General features: G+C 44.1%; 17 protein-coding genes. 12 read left to right on the top strand and 5 right to left on the bottom strand.

The genetic code is table 11. From position 1 onward, the window contains the following. Nucleotides 1–350 precede the first annotated feature (350 nt). Together AC805_RS07335 and AC805_RS07330 are read left to right on the top strand one after the other, a co-directional pair. Nucleotides 351–1,118: a uracil-DNA glycosylase family protein gene (locus AC805_RS07335; protein ID WP_055074811.1), complete on the top strand. Its 768-nt coding sequence runs from the start codon at nucleotides 351–353 to the stop codon at nucleotides 1,116–1,118. Beyond that, entirely contained in the window at nucleotides 1,118–1,408 is a 291-nt protein-coding gene (locus AC805_RS07330) for a DUF2288 domain-containing protein (protein ID WP_055074810.1), read from the top strand. Before AC805_RS07335 ends, AC805_RS07330 begins: the two co-directional genes overlap by 1 nt. A gap of 736 nt (nucleotides 1,409–2,144) precedes the next feature. On the opposite strand, the gene AC805_RS07325 is transcribed toward AC805_RS07330, so the two are convergent. The 5 genes from AC805_RS07325 to rnc all read right to left on the bottom strand — a co-directional run bounded on the left by AC805_RS07325 (nucleotide 2,145) and on the right by rnc (nucleotide 6,920). Further along, complete coding sequence (locus AC805_RS07325) at nucleotides 2,145–2,819, bottom strand: triacylglycerol lipase (RefSeq protein ID WP_055074809.1); 675 nt, start codon at nucleotides 2,817–2,819, stop codon at nucleotides 2,145–2,147. A 194-nt stretch (nucleotides 2,820–3,013) separates the two neighbouring features. Continuing rightward, nucleotides 3,014–3,217: a hypothetical protein gene (locus AC805_RS07320; RefSeq protein ID WP_009625027.1), complete on the bottom strand. Its 204-nt coding sequence runs from the start codon at nucleotides 3,215–3,217 to the stop codon at nucleotides 3,014–3,016. After that, nucleotides 3,214–4,140: a glycosyltransferase gene (locus tag AC805_RS07315; protein WP_072143549.1), complete on the bottom strand. Its 927-nt coding sequence runs from the start codon at nucleotides 4,138–4,140 to the stop codon at nucleotides 3,214–3,216. Before AC805_RS07315 ends, AC805_RS07320 begins: the two co-directional genes overlap by 4 nt. 48 nt (nucleotides 4,141–4,188) lie before the next feature. Beyond that, nucleotides 4,189–5,811 (bottom strand): glycosyltransferase family 2 protein, encoded by a 1,623-nt coding sequence (locus AC805_RS07310; RefSeq protein WP_082429426.1) that lies wholly within the window; start codon nucleotides 5,809–5,811, stop codon nucleotides 4,189–4,191. A gap of 362 nt (nucleotides 5,812–6,173) precedes the next feature. Next, complete coding sequence (rnc, locus tag AC805_RS07305) at nucleotides 6,174–6,920, bottom strand: ribonuclease III (RefSeq protein ID WP_055074807.1); 747 nt, start codon at nucleotides 6,918–6,920, stop codon at nucleotides 6,174–6,176. Between the two features lie 63 nt (nucleotides 6,921–6,983). Here rnc and AC805_RS07300 point away from each other — a divergent pair, with 63 nt between their 5' ends. The 10 genes from AC805_RS07300 (at nucleotide 6,984) to AC805_RS07255 (ending at nucleotide 15,878) form a co-directional block, all read left to right on the top strand. Further along, nucleotides 6,984–8,291, top strand: coding sequence for an ABC transporter substrate-binding protein (locus AC805_RS07300; protein ID WP_055074806.1), 1,308 nt, complete (start codon nucleotides 6,984–6,986; stop codon nucleotides 8,289–8,291). Nucleotides 8,292–8,675: 384 nt separating this feature from the next. Next, nucleotides 8,676–9,068, top strand: a complete 393-nt coding sequence (gene ebsA / locus AC805_RS07295; RefSeq protein ID WP_009625032.1) for a type IV pilus biogenesis protein EbsA — start codon at nucleotides 8,676–8,678, stop codon at nucleotides 9,066–9,068. 178 nt (nucleotides 9,069–9,246) lie between these two features. Then, on the top strand, nucleotides 9,247–9,507 hold the full coding sequence (locus AC805_RS07290) for a hypothetical protein (protein ID WP_055074805.1): 261 nt from the start codon (nucleotides 9,247–9,249) through the stop codon (nucleotides 9,505–9,507). Nucleotides 9,508–9,718: 211 nt separating this feature from the next. Further along, entirely contained in the window at nucleotides 9,719–10,162 is a 444-nt protein-coding gene (locus AC805_RS07285) for a hypothetical protein (protein WP_055074804.1), read from the top strand. Nucleotides 10,163–10,415: 253 nt separating this feature from the next. Beyond that, on the top strand, nucleotides 10,416–11,336 hold the full coding sequence (locus AC805_RS07280; protein WP_055074803.1) for a hypothetical protein: 921 nt from the start codon (nucleotides 10,416–10,418) through the stop codon (nucleotides 11,334–11,336). A 60-nt stretch (nucleotides 11,337–11,396) separates the two neighbouring features. Next, nucleotides 11,397–12,374 (top strand): hypothetical protein, encoded by a 978-nt coding sequence (locus AC805_RS07275; RefSeq protein WP_055074802.1) that lies wholly within the window; start codon nucleotides 11,397–11,399, stop codon nucleotides 12,372–12,374. Between the two features lie 76 nt (nucleotides 12,375–12,450). Beyond that, nucleotides 12,451–13,701 (top strand): glycoside hydrolase family 19 protein, encoded by a 1,251-nt coding sequence (locus tag AC805_RS26125; protein WP_055074801.1) that lies wholly within the window; start codon nucleotides 12,451–12,453, stop codon nucleotides 13,699–13,701. Nucleotides 13,702–13,752: 51 nt separating this feature from the next. After that, nucleotides 13,753–14,616, top strand: coding sequence for a Uma2 family endonuclease (locus AC805_RS07265; protein ID WP_055074800.1), 864 nt, complete (start codon nucleotides 13,753–13,755; stop codon nucleotides 14,614–14,616). Next, complete coding sequence (locus tag AC805_RS07260) at nucleotides 14,609–15,214, top strand: AAA family ATPase (RefSeq protein WP_055074799.1); 606 nt, start codon at nucleotides 14,609–14,611, stop codon at nucleotides 15,212–15,214. Before AC805_RS07265 ends, AC805_RS07260 begins: the two co-directional genes overlap by 8 nt. Nucleotides 15,215–15,308: 94 nt before the next feature. Beyond that, nucleotides 15,309–15,878, top strand: coding sequence for a Uma2 family endonuclease (locus AC805_RS07255; protein ID WP_055074798.1), 570 nt, complete (start codon nucleotides 15,309–15,311; stop codon nucleotides 15,876–15,878). Nucleotides 15,879–16,030 lie beyond the last annotated feature (152 nt).

Below are 16,030 nucleotides of genomic sequence, written 5' to 3'. Positions count from 1 at the left end.
CTCAGCATAATTAATACCAAATCACAAAATGGCTACGCCATTTTGTGATTTTAAAACCCTTACTGGGTTTGGTTTTCAATTACCAAAAGTGTAGCCACACTTTTGGTAATTGGTATAAAAAACAAAACCAGAGAGTATCGCCCACTTAGCGGGCGGTGCTCTCTGGTTTTATAGCAATTATCGATCAAACGAATCGCAAGGAAATCCTTGGTTTGGGTTTGAGCGCAAAGCGCTGTAAGTTTACTTTTGCCTAAAGTCCAAAATATGTTGATTACAGGATTGCTTACATAGGTAATTACATAGGTAAAATATTAGCTATAAGCAATGACTTTGGGGCATATACGCTTTCTATGACTGACAAAGAACAAATGAGCCTGTTCGATCTAACTCCATCGGAGGTTCCTTTGCTTGAGCTTCCCCATGCAGAGGTGACGACTGAGGTGACAACGGTAAAAAAAGCTCCCCGTTCAGCTAAAAGCCCAGTTCCTGAAGCTATAGCGTACGAGCAGTTTGACAGTCTCGAAGCATTGCGCGAAGCAGCTTGTAATTGCCAAAAATGTCCGCTTGCCACAACGCGCACTAATGTCGTTGTCGAAAGAGGCGATCGCCATGCCAAAATTCTCATCATCGGTGAAGCTCCTGGGGAGCAGGAGGATTTATCTGGATTGCCCTTTGTTGGCAAATCAGGACAGCTTTTAGACAAAATCTTAGAATCGGTGGGATTTGACACGACTAAAGATGTCTATGTTTGTAATACCGTCAAATGTCGTCCGCCCAATAATCGCGTTCCTACCCCATTGGAAACAAATACTTGCAAGCCCTATTTACTAGAACAGATTCGATTGATCGATCCTAAGATCATTTTGCTTACTGGGGCGACTTCCCTCAAATCGATATTGGCAGAAAAGCTATCAATTACTAAGGTACGCGGTCAATGGTATGAGTGGGAAGGACGTTTTGTTATGCCCATATTCCACCCCTCCTATCTATTGCGCAATCAAAGTCGCGAGCAAGGTAGTCCGAAGTGGTTAACATGGCAAGATATTAAAGCGATCAAAGCTAAGTACTTAGAGGTTATTGGGGGCGATCGCGCAGTTGATGATAGCGAGGAATTTTAGTGAGTACGGCAAGAAAAGATTTAGAAGAAATGGTGGATGTGGCGCTGTGGGAATGGCTATCTCCCCATGCGGCAAGGGCAAGGGTGATTTTAGTTGGGGCAAAGTTGGATCTAGTCGATGTGGGAATAGCTCTAACCGAAGATAATACGCAGTTAGTTCAGTCTTGGATCGAGGATGGATGGTTACGCCATCCCACTGCCGAAGAGCTGAGTTCTTGGAATGCTAACCAAGAACAGGAATTTACGAGTTTGGTCGTACCACCCTTTGTCCTTGTGAGAATTGACCTATAGCGCAGCTATAGCAACAAAAGCGCTAGCTAGAAAAAGGATGAGTGGCGGCGCGAAGCGCCGCCACTCATCCTTTTTGGGTAGGCTTAGCGACAGATGCTTAGCGACAGCTATATAGCTGTCGCCAAGTGTATTAGGACATAAACCTCAAGAATTGAGTGGCGGCGCTTCGCGCCGCTACTCAATTCTTGGGGTTTGATTTGTCCTCATTCAAGTGACTGTAGCTATAAGAAATGGCGTAGCCATTTGTTAACTTGGTATAAAAATCCATAAAAATCCATAAAAAAGAGGGAGTAGTAATTACTACTCCCTCTTTTTTATATTAACCAAAAGAAAAAGCCTAGGTTACTTTCCCTGTTTCGTTCCTAGGCTTTTTCTTTTGTTCGCTCCTCACACCTCTATACTATACATCTACCTTTTAAAAATGTCTACTAGATTGTTGTAAAATTGAAGGCTTTTTCATAAGCCTTTTGGCTGATATTTGCTTTTTAGTGGCGATCGCCATCCTTTCAGGGGTGTCGCAGAGATTCTTTCTAGGCGTTATCCCAATTCCCAAAATGGCAACGCCATTTTGGGAATCTCAAAACCTTATACCAATTTCCAAAAGTGTGGCTACACTTTCGGAAATTGAAAACCAAACCCAGTAATACCAAAACACAAAATGGCGTAGCCATTTTGTGTTTTGGTATTACTGGGTTTTCAAGTTAAGAAATGGCGTAGCCATTTCTTAACTTGGTATTCAAAGATATTTCGACCAGATATCGATCGCTTCTTGAGATCCGTACCATTTCCCCGATCTTGCTGAATGATAAACCCCATCAATTTCAATATTTGTAGCCCCCTTTAAATAGGCTGCTTCAAGGGGAATGATGCCATCGCCCCAAGCATCTCCTTGCCCCGTAGTAAGTTCATAGCTGCTATAGGCTAGCCATTTTTGCGGTGAAGACTTTGCGCCTTGGACAGATTTCCCTGCGACGCAGATATATTCAATATCGTCATAAAAAGCATCGGGATAATTGTCATTGACAAATCCTAAATTTCTGAGCGACCAAGGTTCAAGGCTGCGCTGGGGGGTTCCGAGACAGATGAGTTTGGCGACCTTAGATCGCGCATCCCAAACCTTGTCATAGTAGGGGCGATCGCCTAGATAAATGCGCGATAGCCATCCCCCTGCCGAATGGGCAATGATATTGACTTTAGATGCACCCGATCTCTCTAATTCTAAGTTTACGGTTCGATCTAGTTTTTCTAAAATGGGGGCAATGGATCGCCCGCCTACTGTCGGCACCCATTCCCACCACTTTAAAGGAACTACCGTCGCCGCTATATTTTGCTTGGCTAATTTCTCAGCGATCGGGATGTAGTCGGTGGCTCCTGCGAGATAACCTGCCAGAATGATATTGGGATTGGACATATAGAAATGTTCGTTGTCGAATTTATCAAGGGCGTAAAAACCAAAGCCAAACTTTAAACCTATAGCGCACGCGCAGCGTGCGCTATAGGTTTAAGGTTTTTATATTTAATTGCGACCATTTACTTAGGTTTAGTTTGGTATCAAAACCAGATTTAAAAACTGTGGCGTGCGTAGAGTGCGCTACAGCTTTTTGATTATATTTCATCGGGTCTTTGGCTGAGACAGCTACCGCCGCGAGCTGCGTTGCGGAAAGTTTGTACCGCTTCTACGGTATTAATATGACCGCAGTAAGGACAGTAAACTTGCTCGCCAATTTGGGGCTCGATGTCGGCTCGACTCCACCATTTACGACAGCGATCGCAATGAAAGTGATAGAGAAATTCTAAGGAAACCTTCATAGGCTTTGCCTAGTTTCTCGATAAGCGGCATATACGCCCTTAACGTTGTACCAATTCAAGAAAATTCTAGCGATTTCTAGGGCTAGTTGGGGCTTCCCTTGATTGATGAGCCACGTGAGGAGAGGACGCAGCGAGCGCTCGTTGAGTAAGCCGCCCAAGGACAATATTCCCCAAAGCAATACATGGAGCCATGTCATCTGAATCATCATTCGCACTTGCCAAGTGGGATGCTTTTGGTAAAACAATACGCCCATACGTCCCCTCTGGGCTTCCACATCGACGAGGGCTGGCAATTGTTCGATCGTAAAGGCGGGATGCCAATGATAGCCAACGGCTTCAGGACATTTGATTAGTCTTAAGCCGAGATTTTTGAGGCGTACGCCCAGTTCTAGATCTTCCCAGCCATACTGACGGAAGCCAGTGTCAAACTTGCCTGCTTCGAGCAGCCAATGCTTGGCGATCGCTACATTACCCGTGGCAAAAAACGCATGGGAAATATCGGTGATTTTGACAGGTTCAGAGGTGGGGTCGTCAAAATTAGCCGTATTAATTACTTGACCGTAGGTAAAGGCGCGATCGCCATTAGCCAAGGATTTTTCTAAAGCCTTTGCATGGGCTGATAAAAATATGGGGGTAACGACAAGATCGCTATCGATAAATACGATTACTTCGCCAAGCGCGACATCGATGCCTGTGTTTCTGGCGATCGCCGCTCCCTCATGATTTTGCAAAATCAAGCGGACATGGGGAAATTGCTGGGGATGGCTCTGCAAAAATTCCACCGTGCCATCGGTGGAGCCATCATCAACTACTACAATCTCATAGGGAGTTGTAAAATTCTGCGCTTCCATCGCTTGCAGGCATTTCTGCAATATCGGTAGGCGGTTATAAGTTGGGATAACAATTGACCACATATTGACCATTATAAAATTTAGAGAGCGTTTGGCGCTCTCTAATTTCGGTTTGTTCAGTTAATTACGTGATTGTTGCCAAGACTGCCAGAGAGTCAATCCGCCAACATAGCCATAGCTCAAGGCATATAAGACCATAAAGGGCAAAGTTATATATAGCCCCTTATGGAAAGCCAATACCGAAGCGATCGCACTATAAATGCATAGCCCGATTTCGATCGCCGCCGTAGCATCAAGGGGGATTTTATACGCCTTATTTTCCCAGCGATCGCTCTTATGTTTGATATCAAACTTGGGCGTACGGCGAAAATTTGCGCCAGTATTTGACAAGCCCGCGAATACCGCACGGCTATTGCTCCAAGAAATACCTGTGCCTAAAACTGCTAACAGAAAAATCCGTCCGAGGCGACGATACCAAAGCTTGGGATATAGGTCGCGTTGGGCATGGAAATATAAAAACGGGGGGCCAAAGGTAGCTGGCAGCATAAATACCGACCAAATACCCTCAAAAGACACTCGCAAAGCGGTCGCACTATCAGGCGTGATCAGCATGAGAGGAATGGAAAGCAAAACCAAAAGCAACATCAAAGGATGGGCTGAATATCCCGATAAATGCATGGTGGCTTGAAATTTGACTGGAAAACTGAGATTGGCTTCCCAGATGGGAAACATTAACTTTTTGGCACATTGAATGCTCCCCTTTGCCCAGCGAAATTGCTGTAATTTGAAGGCAAGCATGGCAACGGGTAGCTCCGCAGGCGCGACAATATTATTGTCATAAACTACCTTCCAGCCTTTGAGTTGAGCGCGATAGCTCAAGTCCATATCTTCAGCGAGGGTATCGGCATGCCAACCACCTGCATCAATAATCGCCTGTCGGTTCCAAATACCCGCAGTACCATTAAAATTTAAGAAATAGCCATTGTTGCACCTTGCCTGCTGCTCGATCGCAAAATGTCCGTCTATGCCCGTGGATTGTAACTTGGTAAGCAACGAATATTCCGAGTTTATATGTCCCCAACGGGTTTGGACAACTGCTACCTTGGCATCGGGATTCTCGACATAATGGCGGATCGTATCCTTGAGCCAGTTAGCAGAGGGGATAAAATCAGCATCAAAAATAGCAATGTAATTTCCCTGCACCAGAGGCATTGCGTCTTGCAAAGCTCCTGCTTTAAACCCTGTGCGATTGACACGATGGACATATTCGATCCAGAAACCTTGATTTTGGTATTCTTGGACGGTTTCGCTGAGGATCTCTTGCGTATCATCGATAGAGTCGTCAAGTACCTGAATTTGCATTCGATCGCAGGGATAGTCCAGCTTACACACAGCATCAACCAAGCGGCGCGATACATAGCGCTCGTTAAAAATCGGCAACTGGATCGTAACGATTGGTAGTTCCTCTAAGGCGATCGCGTGAAGCTCTGGGGGATCGACCGCCAAAACATAGCTGGCAAAGCTATTGGTTAGAGGTTTGTCGAGGCGAAATTGATCGAAATTGTCAAATTTATTGACAGCGATCGCCCCTGCACTTGTTGATGGCGCTGTGGCGGCTTGAGCGGTTTGGTATTCTCTAGCAGGATTAAGTTGCGGAAAAACAAGCTGTTTCCGTAGAGAAAGCTTAGGCTTATGGACAGCAGTGAGCCAATAAGCATTTAGCCCATAAAGTAATAGCCACATTGCTGCCACAGCATTGAGGGCGGCTAGGATCGATATTAGTATCAGAATGACTCTTGACTCCTTCTTACCACACGAAGCACTAATCTATAAAAATTGAGCAGAAAAGCGAAATTAGCACACTAAGAAATATTACGATGCTTGTCCTGTATTTGTAGAAAAATTTACGATTTGACGTTAAGTATTTATACGCTTAAGTGTGAATCTTAATAAATATGATGAAGGTTTGCCAAATATCTGCCAAATATCTACAGATGGAAATAGATGGGAAATAGATGGGAAATAGATGGGAATAGATGGAAATTACCTAAAATAAATTTGCGCCGCTAATAAGCCGCTAATAAATTGGTGCTATTTAGTGGCGGTTAAATTTCATTTTGCATTCTTTCAAGGGCGATCGCCGCCGCTTCTTGTTGCGCCGCCTTGATACTTTTACCCTGTCCCTTGCCCCAACAGCGATCGTTAAACCATACTTCTACAGAAAAAATATTGGTCTGCTTTGATTCCGTTGTTTCAATGTTGCGATATTCGGGTAGCCTTTTCCACCGACCCTGCGTTAATTCTTGCAGTGCGACCTTGTAGTTACCCAAAGCGGGAATTGCTAGTAACGCTGAGGCAAAACGTTGCATATGCGGATCGAGCCATTTGCGAATCAAGTGCAGATCCCTTGTATTGACGTATATTGCTGCCATTAAAGCCTCAAGGGCATCCGCTAGGAGCGATCGCAGGGCTTGGGCATCATTCCGAGCCGCATTCGAGACGACCACATATTTTTGCAGTTCGTAAATGCTGGCAATTTCGGCGAGGGTTTTGTCACTAACGAGATGCGATCGCAATGCAGCTAGATCTCCCACTGAGCGATCGCCATAGCGCTCTTGTAAAAATAAACTCACCGACAGGCGCAATACGCTATCGCCCACAAACTCTAATTGGTCGTTGTTGTAGGTAGTTGAGAAACTCGGATGCACCAAAGCGCGATCGATTAGCAGCCAGTCAAAACCTTCAGGGTTTAGCGATGGATTGATCGCTTCTAGTTTTGTCTGCTCTAGTCCGAGCTGTTCTAATAAACGGACTAATTCTCTTTGACGGCGTGGATCGATGGTGGATGGCATGAGACTTTGCAGATACAATTACAGCAACTTCGTAAATATGTATGATCGTAGTTCATCGCAACCATGACTAAAAGGTTTTTCTCCACACTTTGCCTAGCTTTCCTAGCGATAGTGACAACTATCTGGATTGTGGCTTGTCAGTCTAGCCCAACATCTACAGGCTCTAACCCCACAACACCAGCGACAGGCTCTGGTGGCGGTACTAAAGATGCCCTCCGTTTAGGCTCCTTACTCCCAGCGACGGGCGATCTATCTTCGATCGGTGCGCCCATGATCAAGGCGACGGACTTTCTCGTTGAGACCGTGAATAAGTGCGGCGGTGTGTTAGGTAAGCCGATCGCTTATTTTAAAGAAGACGATCGCACCGACCCGCCCGCAGGTGCGGAAGCGATGACTAAGCTGGTCAAGGTCGATAATGTCGGAGCCGTAGTTGGTGCTTATGCCAGTAGTGTTTCCACCGCTGCTTTAGCGATCGCCGTTCCTAACAAAGTCGTGATGATTTCCCCTGGCAGCACCAGCCCCATCTTTACCGAGCGGGCAAAAAAAGGTGAATTTCAAGGCTATTGGTATCGCACTGCCCCACCTGATACTTATCAGGCTCTAGCTCTCGCCAACTTAGCCTATAAGAAAGGAGCGAAAAAAGTTGCTACCCTCGTCATCAACAATGACTACGGCGTGGGCTTTGAGAAAGCGTTTGTGGAAGCTTTTGAAAAACTGGGCGGGACAATTGTAAATAAAAGCAAACCGACCCGTTACGATCCCAAAGCAACCACCTTTGAAGCAGAGGCAAAAGGAGCCTTTGGCAGCAAACCCGATGCCGTCGCTGCTATTCTCTATCCCGATTCTGGTGGTGCAGTTATCAAGGCTGCTTTCGAGCAAGGTTTAACTAAAGATGTAAAAATTCTGCTTACCGATGGCGTTAAAACCGAAGATTTTCCGAAGCTAATTGGCAATACTCCCGATGGTAAATTGATCTTGGCAGGAGCGATCGGCACAGTTCCGGGAGCCGATGGTAAAGCCCTTGCCGAATTTACCAAGAACTATAAAGATAAAACAGGGCAAGATCTAGCCGCTTTTGTCCCCCATTCCTATGATGCCGCCGCCCTAGTAGCGATCGCTGCTGAAGCTGCCAAAGATGCCACAGGTGACGGCATCAAGAGCAAAATTCGTGACATTGCCAATGCTCCTGGCAAGGAAGTTACTGACGTTTGCGAAGCGATCAAACTTGTTAAGGCAGGTACAGAGATTGACTATCAAGGTGCAAGTGGCAATGTCGAGCTAGATGAATATGGCGATGTCAAAGGCAGCTACGACGTTTGGGAAGTGCAACCCGATGGCAAGATCAAGGTAATCGATCGCGTTTCACCCTAATCGCTAACCAAAACTAAATAGGTAAGTATGGGCGGCGCTGTGCGTCGCCCATACTTACCTACCTAAACCAATTACCAAAAGTGTGGCTACACTTTTGGTAATTAAAACCCAAATCCAGTAAGGGTTTTAAAATCACAAAATGGCTACGCCATTTTGTGATTTGGTATTATACCAATTCACGAAAGTGTGACAACACTTTTGTGAATTAAACACCAAACCCTGTAAGGTTTTGAGATTCCCAAAATTGCAACGCCATTTTGGGAATTGGTATTAAACCAAAATTCTTGGAGATGATTGGATGGTCTCAGTCTCAATCTTCCCAAAACCTGCTAATCTTTTTGTAAAAATTCACCCAATACAGTCATCAATAAAGGCGCTACACCTATGGCGATCGAACTTAAAGCTGCTGCTCCGCAAGAAGTTTCAATCTACATGCCCTATTATCGAGAGCCAAGCAAGCGTCAGGCTCTCCCTTACGCAATTTCTCTATACAAACATGGTGAAATTACTGGTGAACGTCATATAGAGGGAAGTGCTCCCGTTTCTTTTATGGCAGTATGGCGGGTTGCCAATCTACCCTCCGACCTCGTCCTATGCCGAGTAACCTTCGATGGAGATGCCGACATGAGCTATGAAATGACATTAGAAAATTCAGAATTTGTGGGCTATCTAATTGAGGTGGTTTCGAGTATTCGTGACAAAGGCTATGTGGATTTCCCGCAAATCTTCTATAGCAAGTTGTTTCGCCTGAAACTAGCTAGCGCTGAAGGTAATTAAGAGCAATTAATTTTTTGCTTTAATTTTTGCTTTAATTTTTTGCTGGAAAGCAGCCCAAAAAACATCAACTAATGTATAATCCTAAGCTCAAATCTTGCTAAAAAAAACAAAGTCAGCTAAAGTCCTGATGCCGCTTTTTATAAGGCAAAAGAATAGTTAAATTTAAGGGGTTTACATTGTGTCATATGCCGCCCAACGCCTCGAACATCCAGAAAGACCAGAACCTGTAGCCAAAAAAGTCGATCCGCTCATTATTAGAGCTGCTAAACAGATTTATCGATACTACGCAGATTCCTATGCAGCGCAATTGCCCCGTCCGATGGGCATAGCGATCAACCGCATAGATATGACTGGAAAACTGATTTACTCCCAACTAATTTTGTTGCCCCAAGAAAGCTTTGTCCCAATGGAGTTAATTGAACTATCTGACTACCATTAAATTAAAGTTAAAGTTGGTTTAATTAAATTGCTGATAGATTTCATAAATTATGAATAAATTAATTGAGTCGAAATCAATTTATTCAAAAATCATAAAGATTGATTTATATAAAGTCTTTGATTATGTAGAAGTTTGTGGTTAAGCGGTTAAAATTTAACTTAGCTATCTTGTCCGATCTAAATTTATTAGGATTTTACCCTAGGTATCTATTATGACGTACGCAACTTCTTCTACCTCCGTAACTGCGACAGTTACTGCGTCGGTGCGTTTTCAAGACAAGCTTAAAGAAAGCAAGAACTTTGGTGATGCTTTGGTAGAGATATTTTCCGATCTTGTGGAGTTGGAAATCGTAACTTGGGTTGCCCATGAAGGCGATACTACCCATAAAGAAGGTAATCGTCTCAAGACGACTATTAACCTGATCGATGGTGATATCGAAAATGAGATCGGGGCTGATTTCTTGCAAGGATCTCCCTATGCAGAGCTACGTAGCTTTCATGAAACTCAGGTCGCAAAGGGGGCGGAAACAATCGCCAATAATCTCAAAACCCTAGTAGATATTGGTGAAAAAGTGACAGAAATGTTACAAGGCAACAAAGAGGAGAAGCCTAGCGATATCAATGCAGGTGTAACACGTTTGCCAAGCTACGCTTAATTGATTGAATCGTTGAATTGCTAACAAGACTTGTATTAATCAAGACTTTTATTAATTAAGACTGGCATTAATCAAGACTGGCATTAATCAAGACTGGCATTAGTATAAGGCTTGTATTAATCAAGACTTGTATTGACATTATTAAAATCAAAAAATCATAATTCTTAGAACAATGTAGCAAGCAATGAGTTGCTAGGATTTTGTTTACAGCATTTAGAGCTTTCAATGAACCTTCGATTTAGGGCTTAGGCATATGCAATTTGGTAAAAGCAACGCTGAGAAAGACGAGCAGAGGAGTAATGCTAGGATTGAAAAAGCCTCAAAAAAGCAAGTAGCGGATTCTTTGTCTGTAGATGAGAAGTCTGATGAGAAAAGTGTCCCCAAGGAAGCAGCAGGACAAAGTGCATCGCTCAATAGCTTTCGAGAAACGATCAAAGATGTGTTGGAAGAGATTACTTCTCTAGAGATCAATACGATGATCGTCGGAAATATTCCCATGTCAAAGTTTGATGTGCAGGAATTTTATATGGATATTTCCGATAAGATTGCATACAAAACTGAGCAAGGACTGCAAGACGTTAAAGAATCTCTACTCGAACGTAGCGCTCAACTCAAGCCAAAGGGAGCATCACTTCCGCAACAAACGTCAACCTCCTTACTACCAAAGGAAGCCGCAGCGATAGAGCAATATAGGGCTGAGTTGACTAGCTATAACCAAGACTTAGAAGCTTACAAAGCCGCCGAACAAATTTTTAACGATCGCAAAAATTCCTTAGATCCTCTTGCTAAGGAACAGTTTGAGCGGGAACATGCCTGCTATTCTGAAATCTCTAGGCAGTTAGGAAAGTTGAAGATTCCTAAGGATGCTAGCGGTAAGATCATTTCCGATGCCCCGATGATTCGTTATTTTCGGAAGTTATGGGAACTCGAACAGTCAGTTATTAATGGCGAGCGCATTTTTGCCCAGACTAAGTTTCATCTTGACGGAGACTTGACAAATAAATTCCTAGACGATTTGTTTATGCCTAGCAAAAGCAAAATCGATCCGACAATGACCCAGCTTGTTTTTGATTTGCATCGTCAAGGTGTAGAAAATGCTCAAAAGCAATGGTCTGGACTCATTACCACCTGTGTAAATCTGGTCAAAAGTCTTATGCCGTTTCGCGCTCAATAGGTTGTCAAAGATGAAAACCTATTGTAAAAAATATAGAAATTTATAGATTGTGGAGTTAAGGTGGCTACACCTGAGTGGCTGGCGATTGCCAATGATGAAATTAGTCTACGGCTTAACCCAAATGTTGTAGAACAGATCGATCTAGATACTAAGGGGTTAGCTAATTACGGGCTGCTGGATCGTGCAGAAATTATTTATAAATTTAAAAGTCAAGAATTATTGCAAGTACTGGCTTCAAGTGTTGGTATCGCTTCCCTACGCCAAGGGGCGATCGTGATTTGGACTTATTACACGGAGTCAACTGAAACTATAGCTGAAACTATATCTGCATCTGTTTCCTCATCTCCATCGTTATTAACCGAATCGCCCATACTCAGAACATTAATGAATATTGATGGGGATCTTTGCCAAAAAATTTGTCAAGATATCCTCTACCATCCTCAAGCCGATCGCATTTTAAAAGCCCATAGTTTTATTGTCAGTCAGATCTCTCGCCAATTTTTGACAGCGATCGTGGACTATGTTGAGGAAAAATTGCGTCCCTTTGCGATCGCGATGATATCTTTTGTCACGACCATTACATGGTGCGACCCCTTACGAGATATCGGCAAGAGGTTGAGCTGGTCGCCTTTGGTAATTTCACTTTTAACGAATCCTTGGATGGTGGCGATCGCTGCCCCGATCACTGTCTTGTCGATCTGGTGGATTTTTTCTCGGCTGAATATCGACTTACCGACATTGCCAAAATTTAATCAGAAGTTATTGGCAAACCTGCTTCAGATTTTAGAAAGTCCAGTTTTTCGATTTATTGCGATCGCGGCGATCCTAACCCTATTGTTATGTTGGGTAGCCCTACTTTTTCTCCAGCCCATAAATGGTCGTTTCGACAATTTAATTCAGACATTTACATCCTATCTAGAACCCTACTTACCCCTTGCGATTATTAGTTTACGCAAAGGGATAGTTAGTGTATTAGGACAAATATTTTTGCGTTATCCCTTCTTTGTTAAATTAATTTTCGGGCGTTTCATACGATGATAGTAAAGAGTTTGCTTGCCAAACTTTTTATGGCAGCTCTTACAGCAGGTTTTACAGTAAGTTTTACAGCAAGACGATGAAACAAGTTGAGATTTGGCGATCGCAAGCTGCCGCAACCCTTGCCTTTCTAGTTCCTAAAATTGTTGGCAATGCTCCTACCGATCGTGACGGACTAGTAGATGATCTTGTGCGCGCGCTCAATAATTTGCCTGCTCGTCCTGATGGTCGTCAACCCTATGCGGGCATTTTCCCAGCAGCCGATCTGCAAACATGGCGAAACCGTGCTGCAACTACGCTTCAAGCTTTGGTTCCCAAAATTCAGAATGTTGAGGGTAGTGTTTATGATGGGGCGATCGATGATTTAATTCGCTTTATTCGTAAATTGCCCGCACGTCCGACAGGGCGATCGCCCTATTCAGGACTATTTCCCCCTGCCGATCTAGCCACATGGCGACAACAAGCCTCACAGTCTTTAGTTGCGGCGATCGCGACTATTACCGATCCCAACTATACCGATATCGATGGCAGAATTGATGACCTAATTCGGGTAATGAGTAGGTTGCCCCTACGTCCCATTCTCCGTAAGCCCTATGAAGGTCTGTATCAAGCACCAAACCTCGTACAGTACCGCAAATTAGCATCCCAGCGGTTACAGCAATTGATAGCCGATCTCAAGGACGATTTCAATCCCAAAGATGTATTGGTAGATAGTACAATTCGCGCCTTAAATAATTTGCCCGCCCGTGTGGCTACTCAAGAACCCTATGCTGGTTTATATCCGCCCACGGTCGCTACTCCCAATCTGCTGACCCTAGACCAATTAAAAGCGATCGCGATCTACACTAGCCAAGATCGACTCAATCAGTTGCTACCCAACCTCAATACCACCATGCAGCGTTATGGCATTACTACCCCATTACGCAAAGCCCATTTCCTATCCCAAACTGCCCATGAAAGTGATGGCTTTAATACTAATGAAGAATATGCCTCTGGTTCGGATTATGAAGGGCGCAAGGATTTGGGCAATACCCGTCCTGGGGATGGAGTTAGATTCAAGGGGCGCGGACTCATTCAGATAACGGGACGCTCTAACTACGCTTCTTGCGGTCAAGCGCTTGGAGTGGACTTGATCGGTAATCCCCAACGCTTAGCAGACTTCGATCTGGCTTGTTTGAGCGCGGGTTGGTTTTGGGATACCAATCAAATCAATAATTATGCCGATAGTGATGATATCGTCACGATTACCCAAATTATCAATGGTGGTTTAAATGGCTTAGACGATCGCCAAGCTTATCTCGATCGCGCCAAGCAAGTATTTGGAATTTAGCGTGGTTGTAGAATGGATTGAATATTTACAGGTTTTAGCGAGGGTAAATTAATGACTCTGCAACCTTTAATCTCTGATACAGAGATCGCTCCTGAGATTGATTATCCTGACAGTGATGGTAATCCTATGGCTGACAATACCGAGCAATATCGCTGGATTGTGATTATCAAGGAAAACCTAGAGATCATGTATGCCGACGATCCTAATGTATTTGTAGCAGGGGATTTGCTCTGGTATCCAGTCCGTCACACTCAAAAACGAGTTGCGCCTGATGTGATGGTGGCTCTAGGTCGTCCTAAAGGTCGGAGGGGATCTTATAAACAATGGTTAGAAGATAACATTGCGCCACAGGTCGTTTTTGAGATCCTGTCCCCCAGCAATAAAGATCGGCGCGGGCAAGATTCCCTTGAAGATAAGTTTGACTTTTACCAAACCTATGGCGTTCAGGAATATTATATTTACGATCCCGACGATCTCATGTTAGAAGGCTGGCAGAGAGTAGGCGATCGCCTAGTGCAAATTCCATCGATGCTCAATTGGGGCAGCCCATTATTAGGGATTAAATTTGATTGGGCGATCAGACAGGAATTAATTATCTCGCGTCCTGATGGTCAGAGATTTTTATCGCCAGTAGAACTAAGCCAGCGTTTACAGCAGTCAGAAATCCAAGTGTGGCAAGAACAGCAACGCACCGCTGAAGAGCGTAGACGAGCTGAATCCCACCAGAAACGCGCCGAACAAGAAAGCCTACGTGCAGAACAAGAAAGCCTACGCGCCGAGCAAGAAAGCCTACGTGCAGAACAAGAAAGCCTACGTGCAGAACAAGAAAGCCTACGTGCAGAACAAGAAAGCCTACGTGCAAATCGTCTTGCGGAGCGGTTAAGAGCTTTAGGCATCGATCCAGACGATGTATAAGCTTAATGGCAATTTGGGACTCTGTGGCGCACATCGCACTGGTAAAACCACCTTAGCGATCGCCCTAGCCAATCGCTTGCATATTCCCTTCGTGCGTACCACGACTAGCCAAGTTTTTGCCCGACTTGGTTTAGATCCTGCCGAACCGATGGACTTTAATACGCGGCTGTTCGTCCAAAATCATGTTTTAGATGCTGCCGAGCAAGTTTGGCAGGATGCAGCTACACCATTTATTAGCGATCGTACCCCCATCGATATGATCGCCTATACCCTCGGCGATATCCAAGGCAAAACTGAAGTGGACTTTGACTTACTCAGTCAATATATAGATCGTTGCTTTGCGAGTACTAATCAATTCTTTCAACATCTGGCAATTATCCAACCAGGCATACCTCTTATATATGAAGAAGGCAAAGCTGCACTCAACGCCGCCTATATCGAGCATATTAATATCTTAGTGATTGGGCTATGTGGTGATTCGCGACTTAAAGCAGAAGTGTTTTGCAATGCACGGGAGGCGATCGCACTTGATTTGAGGATTAGCAATGTTTTAACCTACAGCAATTATCGATCAAACGAACCACAAGGAAATTTTTGAAAGCGTTGCAAAGCAACGCTTTCAAAAATTTCCTTGGTTTGGGTTTGAGCGCAAAGCGCTGTAAGGTGAGTTCTAATATTTTGAGGTCGAAATAATGATAGTTGTACCAAATAATCCCAAAATCTCGGTTGATGAATATTTTGAATGGGAAGCAAGGCAAGAAATCAGGTATGAGTACATCAATGGAGAAGTATTTGCGATGGCAGGCGGGACAATCGACCATAGTACGATCGCTGCTAATTTAATTGCTTTATTGCGCCCGCATGTTAGAGGTCGAAATTGTCGAGTACTAGGTTCGGATGCGAAGGTGGGAATTTCTAAAAATGGTGAGTTTTTCTATCCCGATCTATTGGTGACTTGCGACGATCGCGATCGCAATTCTGCAAGAGCCGTATTTTATCCAACTCTGATTATTGAGGTTTTGTCTCCTAGCACCGAGGCTTACAACCGAGGTGGTAAGTTTGCCCGTTATCGTCAGTTAAGCAGCTTGTGTGAATATGTGCTAGTTAGCTCGGAGCAAGTTGAAGTTGAAGTCTTTCGACTAAACGAACGTAGCAAGTGGGAGCTAACATCCTATGGCAGAGATAATTTGGTACAGTTTCCCAGCATTGATTTTGAATGCACGATCTCTGAAATTTATGAAGACGTGAATTATGCTGACTGATATCCATCCCGCATGACCGATCAGACGATCGCCACCTTACGACCGATATAGTTGTTTTAAATAACTTGTAGACGGGCTTCGACTTCGCTCAGCCCTCGGTGTAAGCTAGCTGAGCGAAGTCGAAGCTGTAGTTTTTATTTGAATTATCTATA

The organism is Pseudanabaena sp. 'Roaring Creek' (assembly GCF_001402795.1).
In the GTDB taxonomy this organism is placed as follows: domain Bacteria; phylum Cyanobacteriota; class Cyanobacteriia; order Pseudanabaenales; family Pseudanabaenaceae; genus Pseudanabaena.
The sequence above is the reverse complement of the archived record's forward strand: the minus strand, read 5'-3'. Positions and strand labels throughout refer to the sequence as shown.

Excerpts from the sequence above, each read along its gene's own strand:
- AC805_RS07335 (WP_055074811.1), top strand. The coding sequence starts at position 351 with ATGACTGACAAAGAACAAATGAGCCTGTTCGATCTAACTCCATCGGAG.
- AC805_RS07325 (WP_055074809.1), bottom strand. The coding sequence starts at position 2,819 with ATGTCCAATCCCAATATCATTCTGGCAGGTTATCTCGCAGGAGCCACC.
- AC805_RS07320 (WP_009625027.1), bottom strand. The coding sequence starts at position 3,217 with ATGAAGGTTTCCTTAGAATTTCTCTATCACTTTCATTGCGATCGCTGT.
- AC805_RS07315 (WP_072143549.1), bottom strand. The coding sequence starts at position 4,140 with ATGGTCAATATGTGGTCAATTGTTATCCCAACTTATAACCGCCTACCG.
- AC805_RS07310 (WP_082429426.1), bottom strand. The coding sequence starts at position 5,811 with ATGTGGCTATTACTTTATGGGCTAAATGCTTATTGGCTCACTGCTGTC.
- rnc (WP_055074807.1), bottom strand. The coding sequence starts at position 6,920 with ATGCCATCCACCATCGATCCACGCCGTCAAAGAGAATTAGTCCGTTTA.
- AC805_RS07300 (WP_055074806.1), top strand. The coding sequence starts at position 6,984 with ATGACTAAAAGGTTTTTCTCCACACTTTGCCTAGCTTTCCTAGCGATA.
- ebsA (WP_009625032.1), top strand. The coding sequence starts at position 8,676 with ATGGCGATCGAACTTAAAGCTGCTGCTCCGCAAGAAGTTTCAATCTAC.
- AC805_RS07285 (WP_055074804.1), top strand. The coding sequence starts at position 9,719 with ATGACGTACGCAACTTCTTCTACCTCCGTAACTGCGACAGTTACTGCG.
- AC805_RS07280 (WP_055074803.1), top strand. The coding sequence starts at position 10,416 with ATGCAATTTGGTAAAAGCAACGCTGAGAAAGACGAGCAGAGGAGTAAT.
- AC805_RS26125 (WP_055074801.1), top strand. The coding sequence starts at position 12,451 with ATGAAACAAGTTGAGATTTGGCGATCGCAAGCTGCCGCAACCCTTGCC.
- AC805_RS07265 (WP_055074800.1), top strand. The coding sequence starts at position 13,753 with ATGACTCTGCAACCTTTAATCTCTGATACAGAGATCGCTCCTGAGATT.
- AC805_RS07260 (WP_055074799.1), top strand. The coding sequence starts at position 14,609 with ATGTATAAGCTTAATGGCAATTTGGGACTCTGTGGCGCACATCGCACT.
- AC805_RS07255 (WP_055074798.1), top strand. The coding sequence starts at position 15,309 with ATGATAGTTGTACCAAATAATCCCAAAATCTCGGTTGATGAATATTTT.